Genomic DNA, 23,348 nt, shown 5'->3' on the forward strand with positions numbered 1-23,348 from the left:
CATGAGCGATGTCACCGTCACCGTCCGCGGCGAGCATGAGGCGCGCATCGCGCCCGAACGCGCCACCGTGCGACTCAGCCTCCGATCCGACGGCCCCGACCGCGCAGCGGTGGTCGACGAGGTCATGCGCCTGGCGCAGCCGGTCCGCGACAGCATCACCGAGCGGGCGGCGAACGGGGCGGTCCACGACTGGTCGAGCACTCGCCTCTCGGTTCGCGCGGAGCGTCCATGGAACAACGAGGGAAAGCGACTGGCGCCCGTGTACTACGCCGGAATCGACTTCACCTCGACGTTCTCCGAGGCCACCGAGCTCTCTCTCTGGGTCTCCGACGTCTCGGCGTGGGACGGTGTGGAGATCGGAGGGGTGAACTGGCACCTGACCGCAGAGACCCGCGCCCGCGTCGAACGAGAGGTCGCTGCGGCAGCCGTCGGGGTCGCCGTCACCCGCGCAGAGGCCTATGCCGGAGCCCTCGGCCTCGAGACCGTTGTCCCCGTCGAGATCGCCGACGTCGGCCTCATCTCCGGCCCGCAGGGCCCGACGTCTGCGCCGATGCTGAAGGCGCGCGGGGCGGCCTTCGCCGCCGCCGACACTTCGCCGGGAATGGCGTACGAGCCCGACGAGATCATCGTGTCGGCGACGGTCGAGGGTCGGTTCCTCGCCCGCTGACCACCCGTCGGCGTAGCGGGGCGTTCCCGACCGCTCAGCCGGAGAACGGAGCGAGGTCGGCGGCGAGCCGCTCCGACACCCGTGCGTGCACGGCCGTGCCGTCTTCGCGATGCTCGACCGAGAGCAGCATGCCGGTCTCGTGAATGGCGGCGACGAGGTCTCCGCGGTCGTACGGGACGACCGCGTGCACCTCGACCGCGGGCTTCGGCAGGGCCTCCTCGATCGCGGCGCGAAGTTCGTCGATCCCCTCGCCCGACCGGGACGACACGAAGTGAGCCTTCGGCTGCAACCCGCGCAGCACCATCCGCTCGTCTTCGTCGAGCAGATCGGCCTTGTTGAAAACGACGATTTCCGGCATGTCGCGCACGCCGACGTCGCCCATCACATCGCGCACCGTCTGCAGCTGCCCGGCGGGGTCGGGGTGCGAGCCGTCGACGACGTGCAGCACGACGTCGGCCTCACCGACCTCTTCGAGCGTCGATCGGAAAGCCTCGACGAGCTGGTGCGGCAGATTGCGCACGAAACCGACGGTGTCGGTCAGAGTGTAGACACGGCCGTCAGACGTCTCCGACCGTCGAACCGTCGCGTCGAGGGTGGCGAAGAGCGCGTTCTCAACGAGCACGCCCGCGCTGGTCAGCGCATTCAGCAGGCTCGACTTGCCGGCGTTGGTGTACCCGGCGATTGCGACGGAGGGGATGGTGTTCCGCTTACGCTCGGCGCGCTTGGCCTCTCGCGCGGGGCCGAAATCACGGATCTGACGACGCAGCAGCGCCATCTTCGTCCGGATGCGTCGACGGTCGAGTTCGATCTTCGTCTCACCCGGACCACGTGAGCCCATACCGGCACCGCCGGCGCCCACCTGGCCACCGGCCTGACGGCTCATGGACTCGCCCCACCCGCGCAGTCGCGGCAGGAGGTACTCGAGCTGGGCGAGTTCGACCTGGGCCTTGCCCTCTCGGCTCTTCGCGTGCTGGCTGAAGATGTCGAGGATCACCGTCGTCCGGTCGATCACCTTGACCTTCACGACGTCCTCGAGGGCGCGCCGCTGGCTGGGGGCCAGCTCGGTGTCGGCGATCACGGTGTCGGCGCCGACGGCCGCGACGATGTCCTTCAGTTCCTGCGCCTTGCCTCGTCCGAGGTAGGTGGCCGCGTCCGGATGCGGGCGGCGCTGCAGCACACCGTCGAGCACGACGGCGCCCGCGGTCTCGGCGAGCGCCGCGAGTTCGCGGAGAGAGTTCTCCGCCTCCTCCTGCGCTCCCTGCGGGTATACGCCCACCAGCACGACGTTCTCGAGGCGCAGCTGGCGGTACTCGACTTCGGTGACGTCTTCGAGTTCGGTGGAGAGGCCGCCCACGCGTCGCAGCGCATGCCGATCCTCCAGGTCCCACTGCTGTCCGTCCGACGCCGTGTGCGCCGCCGTCGACTCGTCCTGCAGCGCCTGTGCTGCCCCGAAGACCCTGACCTCCGACCGGCTGTCGGCGTTCGCGAGCACCCGATCCAGTGCGTCGCCGTCTTCGTGCTGAGTGGTGGTTTCCGTCATCCGTCCCTGATCTCTTGCTGTCATTAGCGCCTTAACCTTAGCCCGCGCTCTCCGGTACGCTCACCGTATGGGGTCCGATCACTACTTCACGGCGACCCCGGCCAGTCCTGAGAACCTGCGAACGATCCGCGTGACGCTCGCCGGCCGCGAGCTGGAGCTCACCACCGCCGGTGGCGTCTTCAGCCCCGACCGCCTGGACGCCGGGACATCGGTTCTTCTCGCGAACACTCCGCCGGTTCCGCCCGGGGGCAACCTTCTCGACATCGGCAGCGGGTGGGGACCCATCAGCCTGTCGATGGCTCTCGCCGCGCCCCACGCCACCGTGTGGGCCGTGGACGTGAACGAACGGGCTCTCGACCTCGTTCGCCGCAACGCGGCATCCCTCGGTCTCACTAATGTCAACGCATCGCTGCCCGAGGATGTTCCCTCCGAGGTCTCCTTCCGCACGATCCGCTCGAATCCGCCGATCCGCGTCGGAAAGAGCGTGCTTCACGATCTGCTTGAGACCTGGCTCCCCCGTCTCGACGAACGCAGCGACGCCTGGCTCGTCGTGCAGCGCAATCTCGGCGCCGATTCGCTGCAGCGCTGGATCGGCTCGACCTTCCAGCCTGGCTACAGCGTGTTCCGGGCAGCGACGAGCAAGGGCTACCGCGTTCTCAAGGTGCGCAAGCACGGCACCCCGGCGACCGCGCCCATCGCCATCCCGTGACCCCGCGGCTCTCGCGCCGACCTCGCGATGTCGCGAGCCGACGCCGTGAGCCGGGCCTCAGACGAGCTCGACCTCGCCGTGGAAGGACAGCTGCGCGGGGCCGGCGAGGGCCACGTGCTCGCCGTCCTCTGCCGGGAACATCCGCACGGCGAGCGTGCCTCCCGGCACCTCCACCCGCCAGTGATCAGGAGCGTGGGCACCCGCCCAGTGGCGCACGGCCAGGGCCGTCGCAGCCACACCCGTGCCGCAGCTGAGGGTCTCCCCCACGCCTCGCTCGAAGACCCGCATCCGCACGTGTCCGATGCCGTCGCGCACCAGCGGCTCCCCAGGGACGACGAACTCGACGTTCGCGCCGGCGGGCGGCGCCGGCTCGAGCAGGGGCTGACGCTGCAGGTCGAGCGCCGAGAGCTCCGCCTCCGAGGCCACGGCGACCACGACGTGCGGGTTGCCGACGTCGATGCCCAGCCCCGGCCGGGTGACCGAGAGTCCGCTCGCGGTCACCTCGGGATCGCCCCCGTCGAGCCGCCAGCGGCCGAGGTCGACCTGGTACCCGTTCTCGCTGCGAGTGACGTCTCGCACGCCTGCCCTGGTTCCGATCGGGAGGGTCGTTCCGCGCTCGATCGTCGCCAGCCCGGACCACACGAGGTAATGGGCGAACACCCGGATACCGTTCCCGCACATCTCCGCGACAGACCCGTCGGCGTTGCGGTAGTCCATGAACCACTCGGCCGCCGGTTCCTCGGCGAGCGATGCCGCGCCGTCGGCGATGGTCGCCGATCGAACGACGCGGAGCACGCCATCCGCCCCGATCCCGAAGTGCCGTTCGCACAGAGCGACGATCTGCTCCGGTGTCAGGTCGATCGCTCCCTCGGGGTCGGCGATGATGACGAAGTCGTTGCCCGTGCCGTGCCCCTTGGTGAATGCGACCATCTGCCCAGTCTAGGAGAGCGGAGAAGGGCGACCGTCGTTCGTCCGAGCCACTCGATAGCGCGCACACACGAACGCCCTGTTCTGCGCGGTCTCCACGAGTTCGAGGTCGAGACGGCGCGGAAGGAGCGGTGCGCCCGCACCGAGCGTGACCGGTGCGTACTGGACCCACACCTCGTCGAGCAGTCCGGCATCCGCGAACTGTCCCGCCAGGTCGCCCCCGCCGATCACCCACACGTCTCTGTCGCCGGCAGCCTCGACGAGGGCGGGGTGCACGCCGGAGACCGCGCCGTGTACGAAACGGATGTCGGCGCCCTCGACGACCGGCAGATCGCGGTGCGTGAGCACCCACGTCGGCACGGAGTACGGCCATGGCTGCTCCCCTTGTTCCCGAAGAAGCCACTCGTAGGTGGACGAGCCCATCACGAGAGCACCGATTCGTTGCAGGAAACCGGTGTACGCCATCGGGCCGTTCTCGTCGAAGTCCTGCGAGAGCAGCCAGTCGAGCGAGTGCTGCGGAGTCGCGATGAAGCCGTCGAGGCTCGATGCGGTGTAGTAGTGGGTCGCCATCCCGTCATGCTGCCAGTGACCACCGACACCCGCGGCCGAGACAGCGCTCCAGCGGCGGCGGGCTACCCGAGGAGAGCGTCGACGTCGATCGGATGCTCGACCCACTCGATCGACGGGTACCTCTTGAACCACGACACCTGTCGTCGCGCGTAGCGCCGAGTCAGAGCCTGGGTCTCGGCGATCGCCTCGACCTCGGTCGCGCGCCCCTCGATCTGGGCCAGCGCCTGCGCGTAACCGATGGCACGACCGGCCGTCGAATCGAGTTCGAGCCCTCGCGACCGGAGATACTCGACTTCCGCCACCAACCCGGCGGCCCACATCCTCTCGACCCGCGCATCGAGGCGCCCGACGAGCTCGGCGCGCTCGACGTGCACACCGACGATGCGCGTCCGCGGCGACCAGAGTGTCGGAGCATCCGGCAGAGCCCCGCCGTGATTGTCGCCGCCCTGCTCGACGACCTCCAGTGCGCGCACCACCCGACGCGTGTTGCGAGGATCGATGCGCGCAGCGGAGGCGGGGTCCGCCTCGCGAAGACGCGCGAGGAGGACGCCCACCCCGTCGCTCGCGAGCTCCGCCTCCAGTCGTTCACGCACCTCCGGCGCGCGCGGAGGGAAGCGGAAGTCGAAGATCACGCTCGACACGTACAGGCCGGAGCCGCCGACGAGGATGGCATCACCGCCGCGTTCACGGATGCGTTGGACCGCGGCGCGTGCCTCGGGCTGATACCACGCGACGGCGGCCTCTTGATCGACGTCGCGGACGTCGAGGAGGTGATGCGGGATGCCTCGCCGCTCGTCGAGGGACAGCTTCGCGGTGCCGACGTCCATGCCGCGGTAGAGCTGCATGGCATCGGCGTTGACGATCTCGGCGGGGTTGCCGGCCGCGCGCAGACGCTCGGCGAGGTCCAGAGCGAGATCGCTCTTCCCCGTACCCGTCGCTCCGACCACCGCCCAGAGTCGCGGCGCTCCGCCGCTCGAGGCGTCGAGGTCGCTCACACTCCGACGCGCAGCGTCGGCAGCCCGAGCGACACCGCGTGCGGAGCGCCCGGAGCGCTCGGGGCCGGAACCGCGCAGGACTCGGCCTGTGACCGATCCCACGCATCTCCGCCACGCGTGCGACGGATGCGGAGAGGGTGCCCGCTGGGATCGTCCGCGAGCAGATGGAACGGCGCGGCGTGCGTGATCCGCACGGTCACCACGTCTCCCGGCCGCGGCAGATCCGATCCCGGCGGAACCTCGAAGTGCACCAGTCGGTTGTCCTGCGCACGCCCGGTCAGCCGGTGAGTCTCGGCATCCTTCTTGCCCTCGCCGGTCGAGACGAGAACCTCGACCTCGCGCCCCAGCTGCTTCTGGTTCTCCTCGAGCGAGATGCGCTCCTGCAGAGCGATCAGCCGGTCGTACCGCTCCTGCACCACGGCCTTGGGGACCTGATCCTCCATCGTGGCCGCCGGCGTGCCCTCGCGGATCGAGTACTGGAAGGTGAAGGCTCCCGAGAACCGTGACAGCTCGACCACGCGCATCGTGTCTTCGAAGTCCTCGTCGGTCTCGCCAGGGAATCCGACGATGATGTCGGTGGTGATGGCGGCGTCCGGCATGCGTTCCCGCACCCGGTCGAGGATGCCGAGGAACTTCTCGCTGCGGTACGAGCGGCGCATCGCCTTGAGAATGCGGTCGCTGCCCGACTGGAGAGGCATGTGGAGCTGAGGCATCACGCTCGGAGTCTCGGCCATCGCGTCGATCACGTCGTCGGTGAAGGCAGCCGGGTGCGGGCTGGTAAAGCGGATGCGCTCCAACCCGTCGATCTCGCCTGCCGCGCGGAGGAGCTTGCTGAACGCCTGACGGTCGCCGAACTCGACGCCGTACGAATTCACGTTCTGCCCGAGAAGGGTGACCTCGATGGCTCCGTCTTCGACCAGGAGGCGGATCTCGTTGAGGATGTCGCCCGGACGGCGATCCTTCTCCTTGCCCCGCAGACTCGGGACGATGCAGAACGTGCAGGTGTTGTTGCAGCCCACCGAGATCGAGACCCACCCCGAGTGCGCGGAGTCGCGCTTCGTCGGCAGTGTGGAGGGGAAGACCTCGAGCGATTCGAGAATCTCGAGCTCGGCATCGCCGTTGTGCCGCGCGCGCTCGAGCAGGCCGGGGAGGGAACCCATGTTGTGGGTGCCGAAGACGACGTCGACCCAGGGCGCCTTGTCGATGACCGCCTGCTTGTCCATCTGCGCGAGGCACCCGCCGACCGCGATCTGCATGCCGTCCTTGCGGCGCTTGACGGCCGCGAGCTGACCGAGAGTGCCGTAGAGCTTGCCGGCCGCGTTGTCGCGCACCGCGCAGGTGTTGATGATCACGACGTCGGCCTCGGAACCGGCTTCGGCGCGAACGTAACCCGCGCTCTCGAGCGAACCGGAGAGGCGCTCGGAATCGTGGACGTTCATCTGGCACCCGAAGGTGCGCACTTCATAGGATCGCTGTCGCCCATCGTCACCGATGGCGGCCGACGAGGCGCGGATGATCGTCGGTTCGCTGCGCGGAGTAGTCATGATGAGTCCATTCTACGAGCGACCGCGTTCGACTCACGGCCCGGCACCGATGCGTGCGATCGGCAAGGTGCGATCGGGGGGAGTGCGATCGGCAGCTGTTCGCTCGGCGGGGAGCGCGATCGGCAGCTGTTCGCTCGGCGGGAGCGATCAGTCGGACTCGACGAAGCGCACCCCCGACGGGCGCGTCGATGACGACACCTCGCGGAGCGCGGTCTTCGCGGCCGACATCGCGGCGGACCCGCCGTAGCCACGACGCGCCAGCTGGCCCATCAGTCGGCGGAGCGCGGTGTCGGGATCGAGCCGACTCATCGACCGCGCTTTGGATCGCGCGAACTCGAGCGCGCGCTCCTCGTCATCATCCGGCACCTCGCTGAGTGCCGCATCGACGATGTCTCTCGAGATGCCGCGTTTGGCGAGTTCGCGAGCCAGCACCACCCGTCCCTGGTTCCGACGCTCGACGCCCGAGACGACGAGCGAGCGGGCGAGCTCTACGTCGTCGAGATACCGACGGCGCAGGAAGTCGTCGAGGAGATCGTCGACCTCCGAGGAAGGGAGATCATGAGAGCGCAGAACCTGTCGCGCCTCTGAGATCGAGAGCGATCGCGCGCGGAGCTTGCGCAGAAGGGCTTCCTCTGCGGTCGCGCGGACCTGATCTGGATCCGCGACGGTCTCGCCGTCGACATCCGCTGCCGAGGACGGAAGCGCGCGAAGGACGTCGACGGGCCTCTGCCCGCGGCCACCGGTGCCGGCGGGGTGCCGGCCGCTGGGAGCATTCGTGGCGCCGACGCGCTCGCGCGGGGTGGAGTCAGGCACCGGCCGCGCGGCGGAATCCGAACGCGGCCCGGACGACGGGTGCCACGTCGACGCCCACGGCGCATCCGCGGCCGACGACTCGGCGGCCGCCGGCGATTCGCCGGATCTCGAGCGTTCCCCCGTGTTCGATACTCCGCCGGCGACCGACGACGAACGCGACCCGCGCCGCCCGTCACCCGCGGAGCGTCCGAACAGCGGGATCACGGGGGCGATGCGCTCGGAATCCCCGCGCGCATCGCCCCCGCTCATGTCATCCATCGTCACGCAGGCCGGCGCTCGGCGAGCTCATCCGCCGGAGCAGCGCCCGGCGCCTTCGCTCCGATGCCGAGCTTCTGAAGGATCTGCGTCTCGATCGCGAGCGCGACATCCTTGTTGTTCAGCAGGAAGGTGCGGGCGTTCTCCTTGCCCTGGCCGAGCTGATCGCCGTCGTAGGTGTACCACGAGCCCGACTTCTTGACGATGCCGTGCTCGACTCCGAAGTCGATCAGGCTGCCTTCGCGCGAGATGCCGACCCCGTACAGGATGTCGAACTCGGCCTGCTTGAACGGCGGCGCCATCTTGTTCTTCACGATCTTCACGCGAGTGCGGTTTCCCACCGCATCCGTGCCGTCCTTCAGCGTCTCGATGCGGCGAATGTCGATACGCACCGACGCGTAGAACTTGAGCGCCTTTCCACCGGCCGTGGTCTCGGGAGAACCGAAGAACACACCGATCTTCTCGCGCAGCTGGTTGATGAAGATCATCGTGGTATTGGTCTGGTTGAGACCACCGGTCAGCTTGCGCAGAGCCTGCGACATCAGTCGCGCCTGGAGGCCGACGTGGGAGTCGCCCATCTCTCCCTCGATCTCGGCGCGCGGAACCAGCGCGGCGACCGAGTCGATCACGATCAGATCGATCGCGCCCGAACGCACGAGCATGTCGGCGATCTCGAGTGCCTGCTCCCCGGTGTCGGGCTGCGACACGAGCAGCGCGTCGATGTCGACGCCGAGCTTCGCGGCGTAGTCCGGGTCGAGCGCGTGCTCCGCATCGATGAACGCGGCGATTCCGCCGGCGCGCTGCGCGTTGGCGATCGCGTGGAGGGTGAGCGTCGTCTTACCCGACGACTCGGGTCCGTAGATCTCGACGATTCGACCACGCGGAAGGCCGCCGACGCCGAGCGCGACGTCGAGGGCGATGGAGCCGGTCGGAATGACGGCGACCGGTGCACGCTCGTCGCTGCCCAGCCGCATGACCGAGCCCTTTCCGAACTGGCGATCGATCTGGGCGAGAGCGGTCTCGAGGGACTTCTCGCGGTCTGCGGGAGATGGCATGTCGTGCTCCTAATGCTCGCGTGGTGCCGCCTGTAGGCTGTCGCGGCGCTCCCGGCTGGAAGCAAACTCTCCGACAAGGCGTATGGCTCGGGGCCATGTCTTCACCGTACGAGGGGCCACCGACATTGGGATTGGCGGCGACTAGAACGGTGGAGAGCGATGAACTCGGAACCACTGTGCAGAAGACTATGCCCGCTTCGAACGAATCTTCGACGACACGCCGAGAGTTCGCGGCCGTCGCTCGCACGTCTCGAAGACTCAGCGCTTGCGTGGCTCCAGACGCCCCGCGCCGTGCCGACGATTTTCGGGCACATCCATCTCGGCGCACAGAGCCAACCAGATCTCGCGGGGCGGGACACCAGCAGCGAGGGCCTCGGACGCCGTCCGTCCGGAAAGCGGTGACAGAACGAGGTCGTTCAGCAGCGACGACGTGCGTCCGGGGAACTCGTGCTCGACGGCACGCAGGAACTCGCTACGACGCATGAAGAGGAGCGAGTTCGATCAGTGCAGCGAGAGTTCGGGCTCGACCTCGGCGACCAGGTCGTCGGGGACGACATCCGGGAAGACCTGAATGCCCTCGAGCACGGAGATTCGGTCGCCGACCTCACGCATGATCTTGGAGATGGGAACGTCGAGAGCCTCGGCGACGGAGGCGAGGATCTCGCTCGACGCCTCTTTCTGTCCGCGCTCCACCTCGCTGAGGTAGCCGAGCGCGACCGAAGCCTTGCTCGCCACCTGGCGGAGCGTGCGACCCTTCTGAAGACGGAAGTCCCTCAGAACATCGCCGATCTCCTGTCGTACAAGAATCATCGGAACCTCCTCCCCCATCGATCTCGCGAGGCCTTCCCCGTCGAGATGGCCAGTATAGTCTCGCCGTCCTGCACAGAATCTACCCTTGCACTCTGTGGTTTGAATGTGAGCACGTAGGTGATAACCGCCGACGAAGATCTGCTATTCCCCCACGCATTCGGCGAGCAAACCGAGCGCCGCGGCGACGGTCTGCGCCCGCACCGCCTCACGATCCCCGTCGAACAGGAAGGCTCGGGCGATCGTGCCTCGTGATGTCGAGACGCCGATGTGAACGGTGCCGACCGGTTGACCGTCGGGGGAATCCGGACCCGCGATTCCCGTGGTCGAGACGCCGACGGTCGCCGCATCGCCGTCGACCTGCAACGCGGTCCGGACCCCGTCGGCCATCTGTCGCGCAACCTCGGGGTGCACGGCCCCCTCGCGTGCAAGCAGCGCGGAGTCCACCCCGAGGACGGACTGCTTGACCGGGATGGCGTACGCCACGATCGCGCCTCGCAGCACCTGAGACGCGCCAGGCACCGAGACGAGAGCAGCACACAACGCGCCACCCGTGAGCGACTCGGCGACAGCGATCGTCCACCCGCGTCCGCGCAGCGCGCGAACCACCTCGGCCGCCGAGCTCATCGTCAACGCCGCCGCGCCCCGCGAACCTGGGCCACGATGTAGTCGATTCCGCTCAGCACGGTGAGCAGGAGCACCACGATCATGAGCACGAACGTCACGGCAGTCCACAGCAATTCACCCACCCAGACGTGCAGCGGCAGCAATGCCCACGACAACGCCATCGCCTGCACGGCGGTCTTGAGCTTTCCCATCCACGCGGCGGCCACGACGTGCTCGTTGACGATCATGAGCCGATGCACCGTGATGCCCCACTCGCGCACCAGGATGACGATCACGATCCACCACGGCACCTCGCCGAGGATGGCGAGCCCGATGAAGCCCGCGCCGGTCAGCAGCTTGTCGGCGATCGGGTCCCAGAGCTTGCCGAAGTCGCTGACGATGTCGTAACGGCGGGCGAGGTATCCGTCCACCCAGTCGGTCGAGATCGCCACGATGAACAACGCCGCGGCGATCCAGCGCAGAGCCAGGTCGGCGTCTCCGTGATCGCCGCCCAGCAGCAACAGCACGAAGAACACCCCCGCGAGGGGGATGCGGGCGACCGTGATGGCGTTCGGCAGCTGTCGGGGAATGGCCATCAGTCGCGCCCCGTCAATCCCCAGGCGTCCTCATCGCTGTCGGCCTCCACCTCGGGAAGCCCCTGGAACTGCGCCTCGATCGGGTCGGACGCCATCCCGGCGACCGAGCCGGCGTTCATCGGGGGCGAAGACTGTGCGGCCGGCGACGCGGGCACATCTTCTCCGCGCAGCTTCGCCATCACCGTGGGCAGCTGCTCGACGGTCACGAGAACGTCGCGCGCCTTCGATCCCTCGGAGGGCCCCACGATCTCGCGCGACTCGAGGAGGTCCATGAGACGACCAGCCTTCGCGAAACCGACGCGGAGCTTGCGCTGCAGCATCGAGGTCGATCCGAACTGGCTCGAGACGACCAGCTCGGCCGCTGCCAGCAGCAGCTCCAGGTCGTCGCCGATGTCTTCGTCGACCTCCTTCTTGCGCGGCTCCAGAGCCTCCTGCACGTCCGGGCGGTATTCGGGCTGGGCCTGCCGGGTGACGTGCTTGACGACCGCGTCGATCTCCTTCTCGTCGACCCAAGCGCCCTGCAAGCGGAACGGCTTCGACGAGCCCATCGGCGAGAAGAGGGCGTCACCCTGGCCGATGAGCTTGTCGGCGCCTGGGGCGTCGAGAATGACACGGCTGTCGGTGACGCTGGTGACCGCGAACGCGAGCCGCGAGGGCACGTTGGCCTTGATGAGTCCGGTGACCACATCGACGCTCGGGCGCTGCGTCGCGAGCACCAGGTGGATGCCCGACGCGCGGGCGAGCTGCGTGATGCGCACGATCGAGTCCTCGACGTCGCGCGGGGCGACCATCATGAGGTCGGCGAGCTCATCGACCACGACGAGGAGGTAGGGATAGGGCTTGAGCACCCGCTCGCTGCCCACGGGCACGTCGACCTCGCCGGCGCGCACGGCACGGTTGAAGTCGTCGATGTGGCGGAATCCGAACGACGCCAGGTCGTCGTACCGCATGTCCATCTCCTTCACGACCCACTGCAGCGCTTCGGCCGCCTTCTTCGGGTTCGTGATGATCGGGGTGATGAGGTGGGGAACACCGGCGTAGCTGGTGAGCTCCACGCGCTTCGGGTCGATCAGCACCATCCGCACGTCTGCCGGGCGCGCCCGCATGAGCAGGCTGGTGATCATCGAGTTCACGAAGCTGGACTTTCCAGACCCCGTCGAACCCGCGACCAGCAGGTGCGGCATCTTGGCGAGGTTGGCGGTGACGAAGTTGCCGCCGACGTCCTTGCCGACGCCGATCGTCAGCGGATGCGTGCTCTTCTGCGCGGCCTGCGAACGCAGCACGTCGCCGAGGGCGACCGTCTCACGGTCGGTGTTGGGGATCTCGATGCCGATCGCGCTCTTGCCCGGGATCGGCGAGAGGATTCGGACGTCGTTCGAGGCGACGGCGTAGGCGAAGTTGTTGCTCAGCTGAAGGATCTTCTCGACCTTGACGCCGTGCCCGACCTCCACCTCGTACTGCGTGACCGTGGGTCCGCGCGAGAACCCGGTGACCTTGGCGTCGACGTTGAACTGCGACAGCACGCTGGTGATCTGCTCGACGATGCGGTCATTCGCCTCGGATCGCGCGACGGAGGGCGGGCCGTCGGCGAGGAGGCCGGGCGACGGCAGCACGTACGGCGTCGTCGGCGCTTGCAGTCCCCGCTCGCCCGGGCCGTCGGTGCCGAAGCCGTCGAGTCCGGGCAGCTCGGGCATCTCGCCGGTATCGGAATCGTCGTCGAGCAGTGCCGTCGTCTGCTGCTCGGACAGCGCATCGGCGACCGAACGCACGTCGGAGAGCACCTCGGTGGCCGCGTCGTACGGGTGGTGGTCGACGACGACCGCCTGGTCGTAGGCAGGGGTGGCGTCGGTGGTCGTCGAGAGCAGGGCCGTGATGTCGTCGGAGCCGAGGGTGCCCTCGTCGGGGTCTTCCTCGCGACCGGTCTTGTTGCGTCGCCACCACGGGAGGACGTTCTCGTCGTCCGTCTTGTCGGCCTCGTCGATCGACGGTTCCTTCGTGGCCGGCTCGGCCCGCTGCGCGTCGAACATCCACGCGTAGAGGTCGCCGAGTCGCTGACCGATACGGTTCGGCGGCGTTTTGGTGAGGATGAGGATGCTCAGCCCCGCCAGCAGCCCGAGCACCACGTAGGCCAGGATCGGCGTGACGAGGGCGAGTGGCTCGCCGACGAGCCATCCGCCGAGACCTCCGGCCTCGCTGACCGCCGGCGGACCCTGGCTCGGGTGCGGACGGACGAGCGCTCCCCCGTTGCCGGGCGTGCCCGCCGCGGCGTGGGTGATGCCGGCGACGGCGAGAACGAACAGTCCGAACCCGATACCGATCCTGCCGTTGTCATGGACCGAGGAGGGGTGGCGGAAGAGCCACCCCGCGAGCAGCAGGAGCAGCACGGGCATGAAGAAGGCCACGCGGCCGACGAGAAGGCCGACCGAGTACGCGCTGATGTTCGCGGCGACCTCGTTGCCGATGAAGAACCATTCGTTGACCGCCCCGGCGATCGCGAGCAGCACCAGGAACAGGGGGAACCCGTCTCGACGATCGTCTTTGTCGAGCGTCTCGGGCCCGAATGCGCGGAACAGGCCTCCGACGGCATGCGCCAGACCGTTCCAGGCGCGGACGGCCACGGGAGGCTTGTCGAGCTCGTCGATGTACTTCTTCGGTGCAGGCGACGCCTTGGCCTTCGGAGACGTCTGCCGCTTCGGGCGTGACGATGCGCTCTCCGACGCGCGCTCGGACTTGGTCGTGCTCCTGGCCATGCCCTCACGTTACGCCGGGCGTCGGACATCTCCGCGTATCGACGCGGCTTTCCGGGGATCCGGAGGTCAGGCTTCGATCACCAGCGGCACGATCATGGGCCGACGGCGCAGCTTCTGGTTCACCCAGCGGCCGATGGTGCGTCGAACGACCTGCGACAGCGCGTGCGTGTCGCGCACGCCGTTGCCCGACGCGTCCTTGAGCGCCGCGACGATCTTCGGGGCGACGTCGTCGAACACCGAGTCGTCCTCGGCCACTCCCCTGGCGTGGATCTCCGGTCCGGAGATGATCCGCCCGGTCGCGGCATCCACCACGACGATGACCGAGATGAACCCCTCCTCGCCGAGGATGCGGCGGTCCTTGAGGTCGGCGTCGGTGATCTCGCCGACCGTTGAGCCGTCGACGTACACGAAGCCCAGATCGAGCTGACCCGCGATGCGCGCGTCGCCGTCCTTCAGATCGATCACGGTGCCGTTGGAGGCGATGATGGTGCGCTCCTCCGGAATGCCCGTGTCCTGAGCGAGCTTGGCGTTCGCGATCAGGTGGCGGTACTCGCCGTGCACCGGCAGCACGTTCCGGGGCTGCAGGATGTTGTAGCAGTACAGCAGCTCGCCGGCCGCCGCGTGACCGGAGACGTGGACCCGTGCGTTCGCCTTGTGCACGACGTTCGCGCCGAGCTTCGTGAGACCGTCGATCACGCGGTAGACGGCGTTCTCGTTGCCAGGGATGAGGCTCGACGCGAGGATGACGGTGTCGCCCTCGCTGACCTCGATCGCGTGATCCATGTTCGCCATGCGGCTGAGCACGGCCATCGGCTCGCCCTGCGAACCGGTCGACATGTAGACGATCTGCTCGTCGGGCAGGTCACGGGCCTTCTTGAAGTCGATGAGAACGCCGTCGGGCACCTTGAGGTAGCCGAGCTGCTCGGCGATCGTCATGTTGCGCACCATGCTGCGGCCGAGGAAGGCCACGCGGCGGCCGTGCACATGCGCCGCGTCGATGACCTGCTGCACGCGGTGCACGTGGCTCGAGAAGCTGGCGACGATCACCCGCCGCGGTGCGCGGCCGATCACCTGGTCGAGCACGGGACCGATCGAGCGCTCGGTCGGGGTGAAACCCGGCACATCGGCGTTCGTGGAGTCCACGAGGAAGAGGTCGACGCCCTCTTCTCCGAGCCGCGAGAACGCGCGGAGGTCGGTGATGCGTCCGTCGAGGGGCAGCTGGTCCATCTTGAAGTCGCCCGTGGCGAGCACCAGACCTGCGGGCGTGCGCACGGCGACGGCCAGCGCGTCGGGGATCGAGTGGTTGACCGCGACGAACTCGAGGTCGAAGGGGCCGACCTTCTCCTGCTGCCCCTCCTTCACCGTGAGGGTGTAGGGCTTGATGCGGTGCTCCTTGAGCTTCGCCTCGACGAGAGCGAGCGTGAGCCCGGAGCCGATCACCGGGATGTCGGCCTTGAGACGCAACAGGTACGGGACGGCGCCGATGTGGTCCTCGTGTCCGTGGGTGAGGACGACACCGACGATGTCGTCGAGTCGATCGCGGATGGGCTCGAAGTCGGGGAGGATGAGATCGACCCCGGGCTGGTGCTCCTCCGGGAAGAGCACACCGCAGTCGATGATCAGGATCTTGCCCGCGTATTCGAACACGGTCATGTTGCGACCGATCTCGCCGAGCCCGCCGATCGGGATGACCCGCAGCGTGCCCTCCTCGAGCGCCGTCGGTTCTGCCAGGGGAATGGACATGCTGTCTCCTCAGTCGGACACTCCGCGCGTCCGTTCGTTCGTGGCGACGCGGCTCAGCGCGTCGTGCCGTGCACCTTGGGCAGGGCACCGCCCGCGGCCGCGTTGCGGTCTGGGCGGAAGTTCGAGAAATCGGCGCCCGGGACGCCCGTGACGAGGTCGAGTTCGTCTTCGATGAGGGCGGCTTCCCACTCCTCCGGGCCGACCAGCGGCAGGCGCACGCGGGGGCTGGAGATGCGGCCGAGACCGTGCAGGATGTACTTGGCCGCGACCGTGCCCGGAACGTGCGTCATGACCGCACGCACCAGCGGCTCGAGACGGCGGTGCTCGGCGGTCGCCGTGGCCAGGTCGCCGCGGTTCACCGCATCGATGATCGTGCGGTACGGGGTCGCTGCGATGTTCGCGGTGACGCCGATCAAGCCGGACGCGCCGATCGAGAGGTGCGGCAGCACATTCGCATCGTCGCCCGAGAAGTACATCAGGTCGGTCTGGTTGAGCACGCGGCTCACCTCGGAGAAGTCGCCCTTGGCGTCTTTCACGGCGAGGATGTTCGGGTGCTTGGCCAGGCGCAGGATCGTCTCGTACTTGATGGGGACGCCGGTGCGCCCCGGGATGTCGTAGAGGATGACCGGGAGATCGGTGGCATCGGCCACCAGACGGAAGTGGGTCAGGATGCCCGCCTGCGTCGGCTTGTTGTAGTACGGCGTGACGATCATGATGCCGTCTGCGCCGGCCTTCTCGCTTGCCTTGTACAGCTCGATGGCGTGCGCGGTCTCGTTCGACCCTCCGCCGGTGATGATCTTCGCGCGTCCCGCGGACACCGACTTGCCCACCTCGACGAGCTTGAGCTTCTCGGGGTCGGTGAGGGTGGAGGTCTCGCCCGTGGTGCCGGTGACGACGACGCCGTCGGCTCCGGCCGTGATGACATCGTCGATGTGCTTCTCGACGGCGGGCCAGTCGACCTCGCCGTCGGCCGTCATCGGAGTGACGAGCGCGACGAGAACCTGTCCGAAAGGATTGCCCGTGTGCGTCATGCGTCCAGCGTATCGTCTCGCCGCAGCGTCACGATGATGCGGATGCCCGGATGACGTCGCCCGACGCGACGTCGACGCGGTGCCGGAGCAGGATGCCGACCGTCGCCCCCGGGCTCGCCTCCGTCGCGCGTTTGCGGAACATCTCGATTCCGGCGATCTCTGTCGATGACACCGTCGCGCCGTCGCGGACGATGCTGATGCGATCGCCGACCCGCAGCACGCCGAAGGTGACCTTCCCGGTCGCGATCGTGCCACGTCCGGTGATCGAGAACACGTCGTCGACCGTGAGCTCGCCCGCTCCGACCGCGGACAGTCGAGCGGTCTGCTCGTCGTTGTAGCGGCGCAGCATCTCCTCCGCGCTCTCGGGCTCCTTCTTCCTGCCGAACAGCCATCCCATGCTTCGATCCTAGGCAGCACGCCGTCGTAGGCTCGGACGCATGGCTTGGGTGACGCACGGTTCGCAGACGGTCTACACGAACCCGTGGATCGAGGTGCGAGAGGATGCGGTCACCGGCCCCGGCGGGGCGCCCGGTATCTACGGCGTCGTGACGATGCGGCATCCGGCCGTCTTCGTGGTGGCTGTGGACGACGCCGATCGCGTATGCCTCGTCACCGTCGAGCGATACACGACCGGCCCGTCGATCGAGGTGCCCGCCGGCGGGAGCGACGGCGAGGATCCCGAGAACGCGGCGCGTCGCGAGCTTCTCGAGGAGACGGGCTTCGAGGCGGCGGACTGGATGCCGATCGGGCGCATGAACGCGCTGAACGGCATCGCGGATGCTCCGGAGCACGTCTTCCTCGCCCGCGGACTCCGCGCGTCCGATCCCGAGACCGCGGCCGAGGGTCAGCGCGACGAGGGCATCGCCGCCGTGACCTGGGCGCCGTTCGCCGACGTGCTCGCGATGATCGCCGACGGACGCATCACGGACGGGGAGACCATCGCCGCGATCGCCCTCGCCGGCATCCGTCTCGGACGGTTCCGCTGACGATCAGACCCGACCGCGCCGAGCGACACGGGCGGTCACGGACGGCGGCAGCACCCGGGTGAGCGCGACGAGCGCCTTGTAGCGCAGCGACGGTACGGATACCGCACGCCCCCGGGCCGCGTCGCGGAGACCTTCACGCACGACGTCGCGCGCATCGAGCCACATGATCGGCGGCACGCCCTCGTCGCCGGGAGCGAGTCCCATCCGCTCGTGGAACGACGTGTGCGTGAACCCCGGGCACACCGCTGTGACGCTCACACCGTCGCCCGCATACTCGGCGTTGGCCCAGCGGCTGAATCCGATGAGCCACGCCTTGCACGCCGAGTACGTCGAGCGCGAGATGAAGCCCGCGACCGAAGCGACGTTGACGATGCGTCCCCCGCGTCCGCGCATGACCTGGAGCGCGGCGTGCATCAGGCGCATCGACGCCTCGACGTGCACGCGCAGATGGCGCACCTCGTCGTCGATGTCGTTGTCGGCGAACTGCAGAGGCAGGCCGAATCCCGCATTGTTGATCAGGAGGTCGACCGGATCGCCCGCGTCGCGCAGCCGCGACGCGACGCGCTCTACACCCTCGTCGGTGGCGAGGTCGGACGCTATGACTTCCACGGCCACGCCGTGCTCGCTGCGCAGCTCCGCAGCCAGTTGGTCGAGCGCGTCGGCGGAGCGCGCCACGAGGACGAGGTCGGCCCGGCGTCGCGCCAGCTGACGAGCGAACTCCGCGCCCAGGCCGGCACTGGCGCCGGTGATCAGTGCGGTGGGCATCAGCGCTCGAATCCCAGGAAGCGGAAGCGGACTCCGGTGCGGGAGGTCTGCCACTCCCCCTCGTCGACGAGTCGCCATCCGACGCGCGACGGCGCGAAGGCGTCGCCGCCCTCCACCTCGAGGTCCAGTTCGGTGACCTCCAATCGATCGGCGTCTCCGATGACCTGACGGAAGATCTCCGCGCCGCCGATGATCCACACCCGGTCCGCGCCGCGCACGGCCTCGGACACGGTGGCCGCACGCCGCGCCCCCTCTGCCGCCCAGTCCTGCTGGCGCGTGATCACGATGTTCTCGCGCCCGGCGAGCGGGCGGAACCGCTCGGGCAGCGAGTCCCAGGTCTTGCGACCCATCACCACGGGAGCACCGAGGGTGATCTCCTTGAAGTGCGCCAGATCCTCCGGCACATGCCAGGGCATGCCGCCCTCGGCGCCGATGACGCCGTCGGCGGCCTCGGCCCAGATGAGTCCGACCCAGGTCATACCGCCACCGCCGCCCGGATCGGCGCGTGGTGCTGGTAGTCGTCGACGACGAAGTCCTCGAAACGGTAATCGAAGATCGACTCGGGCTTCCGCGCGAAACGGAGCGTCGGGTAGGGATAGGGCGCCCGCGTCAGCTGCTCCGCGACCTGCTCGCGGTGGTTGTCGTAGATGTGCGTGTCGCCGCCGGTCCAGACGAAGTCGCCCGGCTCCAGCCCCACCTGCTGCGCGATCATCATGGTCAGCAACGCATAGGAGGCGATATTGAAGGGCACGCCGAGGAACATGTCTGCGCTGCGCTGGTACAGCTGGCAGGAGAGCCGCCCGTCGGCGACGTAGAACTGGAAGAGCGCGTGGCAGGGGGCCAGGGCCATGTCGGGGATGTCGGCGGGGTTCCAGGCCGACACGATGAGGCGGCGGGAGTCGGGCGTCCGGCGGATCTGCTCGATCACCTCGCTCAGCTGGTCGATGCTGGTGCCCTGCGGCGTGGGCCACGATCGCCACTGGACTCCGTACACCGGACCCAGCTCGCCGGCGTCATCCGCCCACTCGTCCCAGATCGACACGCCGTTCTCCTGCAGCCAGCGCACGTTCGAGTCGCCGCGGAGGAACCACAACAGCTCGTAGGCGATCGACTTGAAGTGCACGCGCTTCGTCGTGATGAGCGGGAATCCCTGGGACAGGTCGAAGCGGATCTGACGCCCGAAGACGCTCGTCGTCCCCGTACCCGTCCGGTCGGTCTTGCGGGTGCCGTTCTCGAGCACGTCGCGGAGGAGGTCTTCGTAGGGCGTCGGCACGACATCGCTCATGATTGCCAGGATACCCGCCTCGGTCGGTCGCCGGACGGATCCCCCGTCGGCCCGTTCCGCACGGCGGAGCCGCTCGCTAGGCTGGCCTCGATGCGACGCTGCGGACCCGCGTGGCGCGAGAAGCGGAGGAATCATGCCCGTCACCAGCGAAGCCCACACCACCTGGACCGGAACGCTCGCCGACGGAAGCGGAACCGTGGCGTTCTCGTCGTCGAAGCTCGGCACCTTCCCGATCGACTGGAAGGCCCGGAGCGAGGGCAGCGAAACCACTACGACGCCCGAAGAGCTGATCGCCGCCGCTCACGCCTCGTGCTTCAGCATGGCCCTCGCCCACGCCCTGAGCGAGAACGGCACCCCGCCGGAGCGGATCGACGCCGGAGCATCCGTCACGTTCAAGCCGGGAACGGGAATCACGGGAAGTCACCTGAACGTCAACGCGGTCGTGCCCGGATTGTCGTCGGAGGCCTTCCAGCAGATCGCCGCCGAGGCGAAGGCCGGATGCCCCGTGTCTCAGGCCCTCGCCGGGATCGAGATCACCCTGGAGGCCACGCTCGCCTGAGCGCGGTCTTACGCGCGGGACCGGCGGATCGCCTCGCGGATGCTCGCGCGCGCGTCTTTGCGGCGCCCTGCCGCGTCCTGCACGACACCGAGGCGGAAGTACGACCGCCAGTCGTCGGGGGCTTGCGCCGCTTCCGCCGCGTACCGCTCGACCATCGGGCCTGCGTCCTCGCGAGCGAGTCGACCGCTCGGGGTGAGCGGGGTCTCGGGCTCGGGCATCCGGCCCTCGGACTCCAGCGTTCGGGCCAGCCGATCCGCCGCGAAGCCGAACTGCATCTCCCGGACCAGCGCCCACGCTCCGATCAGCGGCATGACGATCAGGGCCACCCCGATCGCGATCGCGATCGGCTCCCCCGTCGTCAGCATCAGGACGGCGCGCTGGCCGACCACGACGATGTAGAGCAACAGGCAGAGCGCCATGATGGCGACGCCGATTCGCGAGGTCATGAGCGCAGACCGATGTCGATCATGTTCTCGAGCCCCACCACGATCCCACGGGCATCCCGGGCGAAGGGCACGGCGAGACGGATGCCAGGGGCATAGGCGAGCGCGGGTTCGACCGTGTCGTGCGTGAGGGTCAGCGACTCGCCCGGACCCGACAGGACGACCTCCTGCTTCGCGACGACACCCGGACGCCGCAGAGAATGGATGGGAACGCTGCCGACCTGCTGGCCGCGGGCGCGCTGATCGGCGTGCGGTGCGCTCACCGGGCCCTGGTCGGAACGCGCGGCGGCAATGAGCTCGGCGGTGCGCACCGCGGTGCCGCTCGGCGAGTCGACCTTCGTGTCGCGGTGGGCCTCGACGATCTCGACCGATCCGAAGAACGGGGCGGCTGCGGCGGCCAGGGCGGAGCCGAGCACGGAACCCAGCGAGAAATTGGGGATGAAGACGGCACCCGTCTCGGCGTCGTCGACGAGCGCGCGCACGAGCGCGATGCGCTCGGCCGACCAGCCCGACGTGGCGACGAGCACGTTGATGCCGCGTTCGACCGCCGCACGCACCACATCGATGCTCACCTGTGGGGTCGAGGCATCGATCACCAGATCGGCACCGTCGAGCTCCGACAGGCTGCTCGACGAGGTGAGCACTCTGCTGACCTCGAAACCGTCCATCTCGTCGACCACCGCACGGATGATCGATCCGAGCCGGCCCGTGCCGCCGACGAGTGCAACCTGCGTGGTCATGCTCCCAGTCTAGGGAGCGCACCGATGGGCGGCCTCGGGGCACGCGGGCGCCGACGGAGACGCGTCTCGATCAGACCGGGATGGGGTCGGGCATCCCCGTGCGCAGTTCGACGGGCAGGTGGCCGGTGTCGTTGTGCGTGAGCAGCGTCCACGGGCGGCCCTGCTTCTGCGCGATGACCGTCAGCGCGCAGTGCGCCTGGTTGAGCGTCATCCACCGCCACTCCGGAGCACCCAGCACCTCGCGCACGAACCACGAGATCACGAAGTTGTGGGTGATGAGCACCTCGTGCACCTCGCCGGTCTTGCGCACGAGGAACTCGTTGACGGCGTCGGACATCTGGGCGCCGCCGGCCTCGACCTCGGCGTCGGTCACCGAGCCGAAGAACGGCTCGAACACCGCGGGGGTCTCTTCCGTCATCCCGGTGGGGACGCAGTCGAAGAGCAGCGGAGTCGGCTTGGGGTCGACCGATGGCAAGCGGGCCGCGATGGCGCGCGCCGTCTCGGCCGCCCGCAGGAGCGGCGAATGCCACACGGCGTCGAGGGGCAGCCCGCCGAGGCGGTCGGCGATCAGCTCGGCCTGCCGCTGACCCCGCGGCGACAGAGGACCGTCGGTGAGACCGTGCTCGGCATCCTGATGCTCACCGTGTCGAACCAGATAGATGTAATGCGTCACAACCCGCTCGCTTCGCTGCCAGCGTCTGCCGGACTTTCCTCCAGCCTATGTCACACCTGTGACGAGAGCGGGGAGCCTCGCTCAGCCGGCCGCCTTCGACAGTTCGGAGACGTGCGCCCTGGTGAGCGCGACCCCGGCCCCCTGGATCAGCTCGTCGACGTGGTCGGCCGAGAAGACGTTCACGATCGGGGCCGCGACCGTGCGCTGCGCGAGCAGCCACGCGATCGAGACGGCGGCGACGGGAACGCTCAGTTCGGCGGCCACCTCGTCGAGCGCGCGCAGCACCTTGGTGCCGCGGCGGTTCATGCTGCCTCGCAGCTGCTCTCCGCGGACCCCGCGAGACGCCACCGCCTTCGATCGATGACGCCCCGAGAGGAAACCGTGCTCGAGCGCGTGCGACGGCGTCACGGCGAGGCTCTGCGCCGTGGCGACGAGGCGGAAGTCGCCCTCGAAGGCCTCGCGGCGGAGCAGATTGTAGGGAGCGTCGGCGATCTCGATCCGCGGGTATCCCGCCGAGGCGAGGATGCGCGCCTCGACCAATCGTTCGGCCGAGAACCCGTAGGCGCCGACGGCACGGATCTTGCCCGCCTCGACGAGCCATTCGACGGTCGCGAGCGTGTCTTCGAGGTTCGTGGTCGTGTCGAGCGTCGCGTCGAGGTAGAGCACGTCGAGGCGCTCGACCCCGAGGCGTGAGAGCGACCCCTCGACCGCCCGCACGAGGTTCACCGACCCGAGACCGGGGTTGTCGGCGTGCGCCCCGATACGCGCCGCGAGGACGACGTCGTCGCGCACCCCGCGCGAGCGCAGCCACTGACCGATGATGTGCTCGCTGCGACCGCCCGAAAAGCCGTCCGCCGTGTGCACGGCGTTGCCGCCGAACTCGACGTAACGGTCGAGGATCCCGTGGCTGGTCTCGAGATCGACGTTCCAGCCGAATTCCGCCGCGCCGACGAACAGCGGGAAGATCTTCAGGCCGGTCTCGCCCAGGTCGACCCGAACGGCTTCACCGACCCCCGGTCCGACGATCGGGATCGGAGCGGACGGGTGGGAGGACTCGGCCTGCGGCACGCGTTCCTCCGGCGCTGTCGCACCTGCATTGAACAACCGCATATCCTCACCCCCACGTCGATCGGCGTGTTCCGATCCGGCGTATCCGCACCTCAGCACCCCCCGGTGCGTACTTCGAGAGTAGGCGAAGTCCGGGAGCGGGCCGACCAAACCGCGGAACGGTGGGAGAACTTCCCATAACGGTTTGATCACGCCTCACGACGAGAGCCCGGCGCCACCCC

Annotated in this window: 26 protein-coding genes; 4 read left to right on the forward strand and 22 right to left on the reverse strand. The window is 68.6% G+C overall.

Annotated elements, in window-relative coordinates; translation table 11 throughout:
• Position 1 precedes the first annotated feature (1 nt).
• Positions 2-667: an SIMPL domain-containing protein gene (locus AC3A3J_RS11525; RefSeq protein WP_487672404.1), complete on the forward strand. Its 666-nt coding sequence runs from the start codon at positions 2-4 to the stop codon at positions 665-667.
• Between the two features lie 34 nt (positions 668-701).
• Here the strand turns inward: AC3A3J_RS11525 and hflX are convergent, their stop codons facing one another.
• Positions 702-2,207, reverse strand: coding sequence for a GTPase HflX (gene hflX, locus AC3A3J_RS11530; RefSeq protein WP_487672405.1), 1,506 nt, complete (start codon positions 2,205-2,207; stop codon positions 702-704).
• Between the two features lie 67 nt (positions 2,208-2,274).
• Here hflX and AC3A3J_RS11535 point away from each other — a divergent pair, with 67 nt between their 5' ends.
• A complete protein-coding gene (locus AC3A3J_RS11535; RefSeq protein ID WP_487672406.1) occupies positions 2,275-2,916 on the forward strand; it encodes a class I SAM-dependent methyltransferase in 642 nt (213 codons plus the stop codon).
• 57 nt (positions 2,917-2,973) lie between these two features.
• Here the strand turns inward: AC3A3J_RS11535 and dapF are convergent, their stop codons facing one another.
• The 14 genes from dapF to AC3A3J_RS11605 all read right to left on the reverse strand — a co-directional run bounded on the left by dapF (position 2,974) and on the right by AC3A3J_RS11605 (position 17,005).
• Positions 2,974-3,846, reverse strand: a complete 873-nt coding sequence (dapF, locus tag AC3A3J_RS11540) for a diaminopimelate epimerase (protein WP_487672407.1) — start codon at positions 3,844-3,846, stop codon at positions 2,974-2,976.
• Positions 3,847-3,855: 9 nt separating this feature from the next.
• Positions 3,856-4,413, reverse strand: a complete 558-nt coding sequence (locus AC3A3J_RS11545) for a dihydrofolate reductase family protein (protein WP_487672408.1) — start codon at positions 4,411-4,413, stop codon at positions 3,856-3,858.
• Between the two features lie 62 nt (positions 4,414-4,475).
• The gene (miaA, locus tag AC3A3J_RS11550; protein WP_487672409.1) at positions 4,476-5,408 is read right to left on the reverse strand and encodes a tRNA (adenosine(37)-N6)-dimethylallyltransferase MiaA; all 933 of its coding nucleotides are present in this window, start codon (positions 5,406-5,408) and stop codon (positions 4,476-4,478) included.
• Positions 5,405-6,952: a tRNA (N6-isopentenyl adenosine(37)-C2)-methylthiotransferase MiaB gene (gene miaB, locus AC3A3J_RS11555; protein ID WP_487672410.1), complete on the reverse strand. Its 1,548-nt coding sequence runs from the start codon at positions 6,950-6,952 to the stop codon at positions 5,405-5,407. The genes miaA and miaB overlap by 4 nt, the downstream gene beginning before the upstream one ends.
• Positions 6,953-7,099: 147 nt before the next feature.
• A complete protein-coding gene (locus AC3A3J_RS11560) occupies positions 7,100-8,014 on the reverse strand; it encodes a regulatory protein RecX (protein ID WP_487672411.1) in 915 nt (304 codons plus the stop codon).
• A gap of 11 nt (positions 8,015-8,025) precedes the next feature.
• Positions 8,026-9,075, reverse strand: a complete 1,050-nt coding sequence (gene recA, locus AC3A3J_RS11565; protein ID WP_314647001.1) for a recombinase RecA — start codon at positions 9,073-9,075, stop codon at positions 8,026-8,028.
• Between the two features lie 258 nt (positions 9,076-9,333).
• Positions 9,334-9,558, reverse strand: a complete 225-nt coding sequence (locus AC3A3J_RS11570) for a DUF3046 domain-containing protein (protein WP_487672412.1) — start codon at positions 9,556-9,558, stop codon at positions 9,334-9,336.
• A gap of 18 nt (positions 9,559-9,576) precedes the next feature.
• Positions 9,577-9,885 carry a helix-turn-helix domain-containing protein gene (locus AC3A3J_RS11575; RefSeq protein ID WP_314646997.1) on the reverse strand — a complete coding sequence of 103 codons (309 nt, stop codon included), beginning with the start codon at positions 9,883-9,885 and terminating at the stop codon, positions 9,577-9,579.
• 141 nt (positions 9,886-10,026) lie between these two features.
• Positions 10,027-10,509, reverse strand: a complete 483-nt coding sequence (locus AC3A3J_RS11580) for a CinA family protein (RefSeq protein WP_487672413.1) — start codon at positions 10,507-10,509, stop codon at positions 10,027-10,029.
• A gap of 2 nt (positions 10,510-10,511) precedes the next feature.
• Complete coding sequence (gene pgsA / locus AC3A3J_RS11585; protein ID WP_487672414.1) at positions 10,512-11,084, reverse strand: CDP-diacylglycerol--glycerol-3-phosphate 3-phosphatidyltransferase; 573 nt, start codon at positions 11,082-11,084, stop codon at positions 10,512-10,514.
• Entirely contained in the window at positions 11,084-13,834 is a 2,751-nt protein-coding gene (locus AC3A3J_RS11590; protein ID WP_487672415.1) for a DNA translocase FtsK, read from the reverse strand. The genes pgsA and AC3A3J_RS11590 overlap by 1 nt, the downstream gene beginning before the upstream one ends.
• A gap of 66 nt (positions 13,835-13,900) precedes the next feature.
• Positions 13,901-15,577: a ribonuclease J gene (locus AC3A3J_RS11595; protein WP_487672416.1), complete on the reverse strand. Its 1,677-nt coding sequence runs from the start codon at positions 15,575-15,577 to the stop codon at positions 13,901-13,903.
• Between the two features lie 53 nt (positions 15,578-15,630).
• Entirely contained in the window at positions 15,631-16,608 is a 978-nt protein-coding gene (dapA, locus tag AC3A3J_RS11600) for a 4-hydroxy-tetrahydrodipicolinate synthase (protein ID WP_487672417.1), read from the reverse strand.
• Positions 16,609-16,636: 28 nt separating this feature from the next.
• Entirely contained in the window at positions 16,637-17,005 is a 369-nt protein-coding gene (locus AC3A3J_RS11605) for an EF-Tu/IF-2/RF-3 family GTPase (protein WP_487672418.1), read from the reverse strand.
• Between the two features lie 40 nt (positions 17,006-17,045).
• Here AC3A3J_RS11605 and AC3A3J_RS11610 point away from each other — a divergent pair, with 40 nt between their 5' ends.
• On the forward strand, positions 17,046-17,594 hold the full coding sequence (locus AC3A3J_RS11610) for an NUDIX domain-containing protein (protein WP_487672419.1): 549 nt from the start codon (positions 17,046-17,048) through the stop codon (positions 17,592-17,594).
• A 3-nt stretch (positions 17,595-17,597) separates the two neighbouring features.
• Here the strand turns inward: AC3A3J_RS11610 and AC3A3J_RS11615 are convergent, their stop codons facing one another.
• From AC3A3J_RS11615 to AC3A3J_RS11625, 3 genes are read right to left on the reverse strand one after another with little or no spacing between them, the layout of a single operon-like run.
• The gene (locus AC3A3J_RS11615; RefSeq protein ID WP_487672420.1) at positions 17,598-18,359 is read right to left on the reverse strand and encodes an SDR family NAD(P)-dependent oxidoreductase; all 762 of its coding nucleotides are present in this window, start codon (positions 18,357-18,359) and stop codon (positions 17,598-17,600) included.
• Positions 18,359-18,838 carry a dihydrofolate reductase gene (locus AC3A3J_RS11620; protein ID WP_487672421.1) on the reverse strand — a complete coding sequence of 160 codons (480 nt, stop codon included), beginning with the start codon at positions 18,836-18,838 and terminating at the stop codon, positions 18,359-18,361. The genes AC3A3J_RS11615 and AC3A3J_RS11620 overlap by 1 nt, the downstream gene beginning before the upstream one ends.
• Entirely contained in the window at positions 18,835-19,644 is an 810-nt protein-coding gene (locus AC3A3J_RS11625; protein WP_487672422.1) for a thymidylate synthase, read from the reverse strand. Before AC3A3J_RS11625 ends, AC3A3J_RS11620 begins: the two co-directional genes overlap by 4 nt.
• Before the next feature lie 133 nt (positions 19,645-19,777).
• Here AC3A3J_RS11625 and AC3A3J_RS11630 point away from each other — a divergent pair, with 133 nt between their 5' ends.
• Positions 19,778-20,203 (forward strand): OsmC family peroxiredoxin, encoded by a 426-nt coding sequence (locus AC3A3J_RS11630; protein ID WP_487672423.1) that lies wholly within the window; start codon positions 19,778-19,780, stop codon positions 20,201-20,203.
• A gap of 8 nt (positions 20,204-20,211) precedes the next feature.
• On the opposite strand, the gene AC3A3J_RS11635 is transcribed toward AC3A3J_RS11630, so the two are convergent.
• From AC3A3J_RS11635 to AC3A3J_RS11650, 4 genes are all read right to left on the reverse strand, one after another.
• Positions 20,212-20,649: a hypothetical protein gene (locus tag AC3A3J_RS11635; protein WP_487672424.1), complete on the reverse strand. Its 438-nt coding sequence runs from the start codon at positions 20,647-20,649 to the stop codon at positions 20,212-20,214.
• Entirely contained in the window at positions 20,646-21,386 is a 741-nt protein-coding gene (gene dapB / locus AC3A3J_RS11640) for a 4-hydroxy-tetrahydrodipicolinate reductase (protein ID WP_487672425.1), read from the reverse strand. Before dapB ends, AC3A3J_RS11635 begins: the two co-directional genes overlap by 4 nt.
• 70 nt (positions 21,387-21,456) lie before the next feature.
• Entirely contained in the window at positions 21,457-22,059 is a 603-nt protein-coding gene (locus AC3A3J_RS11645) for a histidine phosphatase family protein (protein WP_487672426.1), read from the reverse strand.
• 81 nt (positions 22,060-22,140) lie between these two features.
• Positions 22,141-23,169, reverse strand: a complete 1,029-nt coding sequence (locus AC3A3J_RS11650; protein WP_487672427.1) for an aldo/keto reductase — start codon at positions 23,167-23,169, stop codon at positions 22,141-22,143.
• Positions 23,170-23,348 lie beyond the last annotated feature (179 nt).

Source organism: Microbacterium sp. Soil_N32, from assembly GCF_057655505.1.

Excerpts from the sequence above, each read along its gene's own strand:
- AC3A3J_RS11525 (WP_487672404.1), top strand. The coding sequence starts at position 2 with ATGAGCGATGTCACCGTCACCGTCCGCGGCGAGCATGAGGCGCGCATC.
- hflX (WP_487672405.1), bottom strand. The coding sequence starts at position 2,207 with ATGACGGAAACCACCACTCAGCACGAAGACGGCGACGCACTGGATCGG.
- AC3A3J_RS11535 (WP_487672406.1), top strand. The coding sequence starts at position 2,275 with ATGGGGTCCGATCACTACTTCACGGCGACCCCGGCCAGTCCTGAGAAC.
- dapF (WP_487672407.1), bottom strand. The coding sequence starts at position 3,846 with ATGGTCGCATTCACCAAGGGGCACGGCACGGGCAACGACTTCGTCATC.
- AC3A3J_RS11545 (WP_487672408.1), bottom strand. The coding sequence starts at position 4,413 with ATGGCGACCCACTACTACACCGCATCGAGCCTCGACGGCTTCATCGCG.
- miaB (WP_487672410.1), bottom strand. The coding sequence starts at position 6,952 with ATGACTACTCCGCGCAGCGAACCGACGATCATCCGCGCCTCGTCGGCC.
- AC3A3J_RS11560 (WP_487672411.1), bottom strand. The coding sequence starts at position 8,014 with ATGAGCGGGGGCGATGCGCGCGGGGATTCCGAGCGCATCGCCCCCGTG.
- recA (WP_314647001.1), bottom strand. The coding sequence starts at position 9,075 with ATGCCATCTCCCGCAGACCGCGAGAAGTCCCTCGAGACCGCTCTCGCC.
- AC3A3J_RS11570 (WP_487672412.1), bottom strand. The coding sequence starts at position 9,558 with ATGCGTCGTAGCGAGTTCCTGCGTGCCGTCGAGCACGAGTTCCCCGGA.
- AC3A3J_RS11575 (WP_314646997.1), bottom strand. The coding sequence starts at position 9,885 with ATGATTCTTGTACGACAGGAGATCGGCGATGTTCTGAGGGACTTCCGT.
- AC3A3J_RS11580 (WP_487672413.1), bottom strand. The coding sequence starts at position 10,509 with ATGAGCTCGGCGGCCGAGGTGGTTCGCGCGCTGCGCGGACGCGGGTGG.
- pgsA (WP_487672414.1), bottom strand. The coding sequence starts at position 11,084 with ATGGCCATTCCCCGACAGCTGCCGAACGCCATCACGGTCGCCCGCATC.
- AC3A3J_RS11590 (WP_487672415.1), bottom strand. The coding sequence starts at position 13,834 with ATGGCCAGGAGCACGACCAAGTCCGAGCGCGCGTCGGAGAGCGCATCG.
- AC3A3J_RS11595 (WP_487672416.1), bottom strand. The coding sequence starts at position 15,577 with ATGTCCATTCCCCTGGCAGAACCGACGGCGCTCGAGGAGGGCACGCTG.
- dapA (WP_487672417.1), bottom strand. The coding sequence starts at position 16,608 with ATGACGCACACGGGCAATCCTTTCGGACAGGTTCTCGTCGCGCTCGTC.
- AC3A3J_RS11605 (WP_487672418.1), bottom strand. The coding sequence starts at position 17,005 with ATGGGATGGCTGTTCGGCAGGAAGAAGGAGCCCGAGAGCGCGGAGGAG.
- AC3A3J_RS11610 (WP_487672419.1), top strand. The coding sequence starts at position 17,046 with ATGGCTTGGGTGACGCACGGTTCGCAGACGGTCTACACGAACCCGTGG.
- AC3A3J_RS11615 (WP_487672420.1), bottom strand. The coding sequence starts at position 18,359 with ATGCCCACCGCACTGATCACCGGCGCCAGTGCCGGCCTGGGCGCGGAG.
- AC3A3J_RS11620 (WP_487672421.1), bottom strand. The coding sequence starts at position 18,838 with ATGACCTGGGTCGGACTCATCTGGGCCGAGGCCGCCGACGGCGTCATC.
- AC3A3J_RS11625 (WP_487672422.1), bottom strand. The coding sequence starts at position 19,644 with ATGAGCGATGTCGTGCCGACGCCCTACGAAGACCTCCTCCGCGACGTG.
- AC3A3J_RS11630 (WP_487672423.1), top strand. The coding sequence starts at position 19,778 with ATGCCCGTCACCAGCGAAGCCCACACCACCTGGACCGGAACGCTCGCC.
- AC3A3J_RS11635 (WP_487672424.1), bottom strand. The coding sequence starts at position 20,649 with ATGACCTCGCGAATCGGCGTCGCCATCATGGCGCTCTGCCTGTTGCTC.
- dapB (WP_487672425.1), bottom strand. The coding sequence starts at position 21,386 with ATGACCACGCAGGTTGCACTCGTCGGCGGCACGGGCCGGCTCGGATCG.
- AC3A3J_RS11650 (WP_487672427.1), bottom strand. The coding sequence starts at position 23,169 with ATGCGGTTGTTCAATGCAGGTGCGACAGCGCCGGAGGAACGCGTGCCG.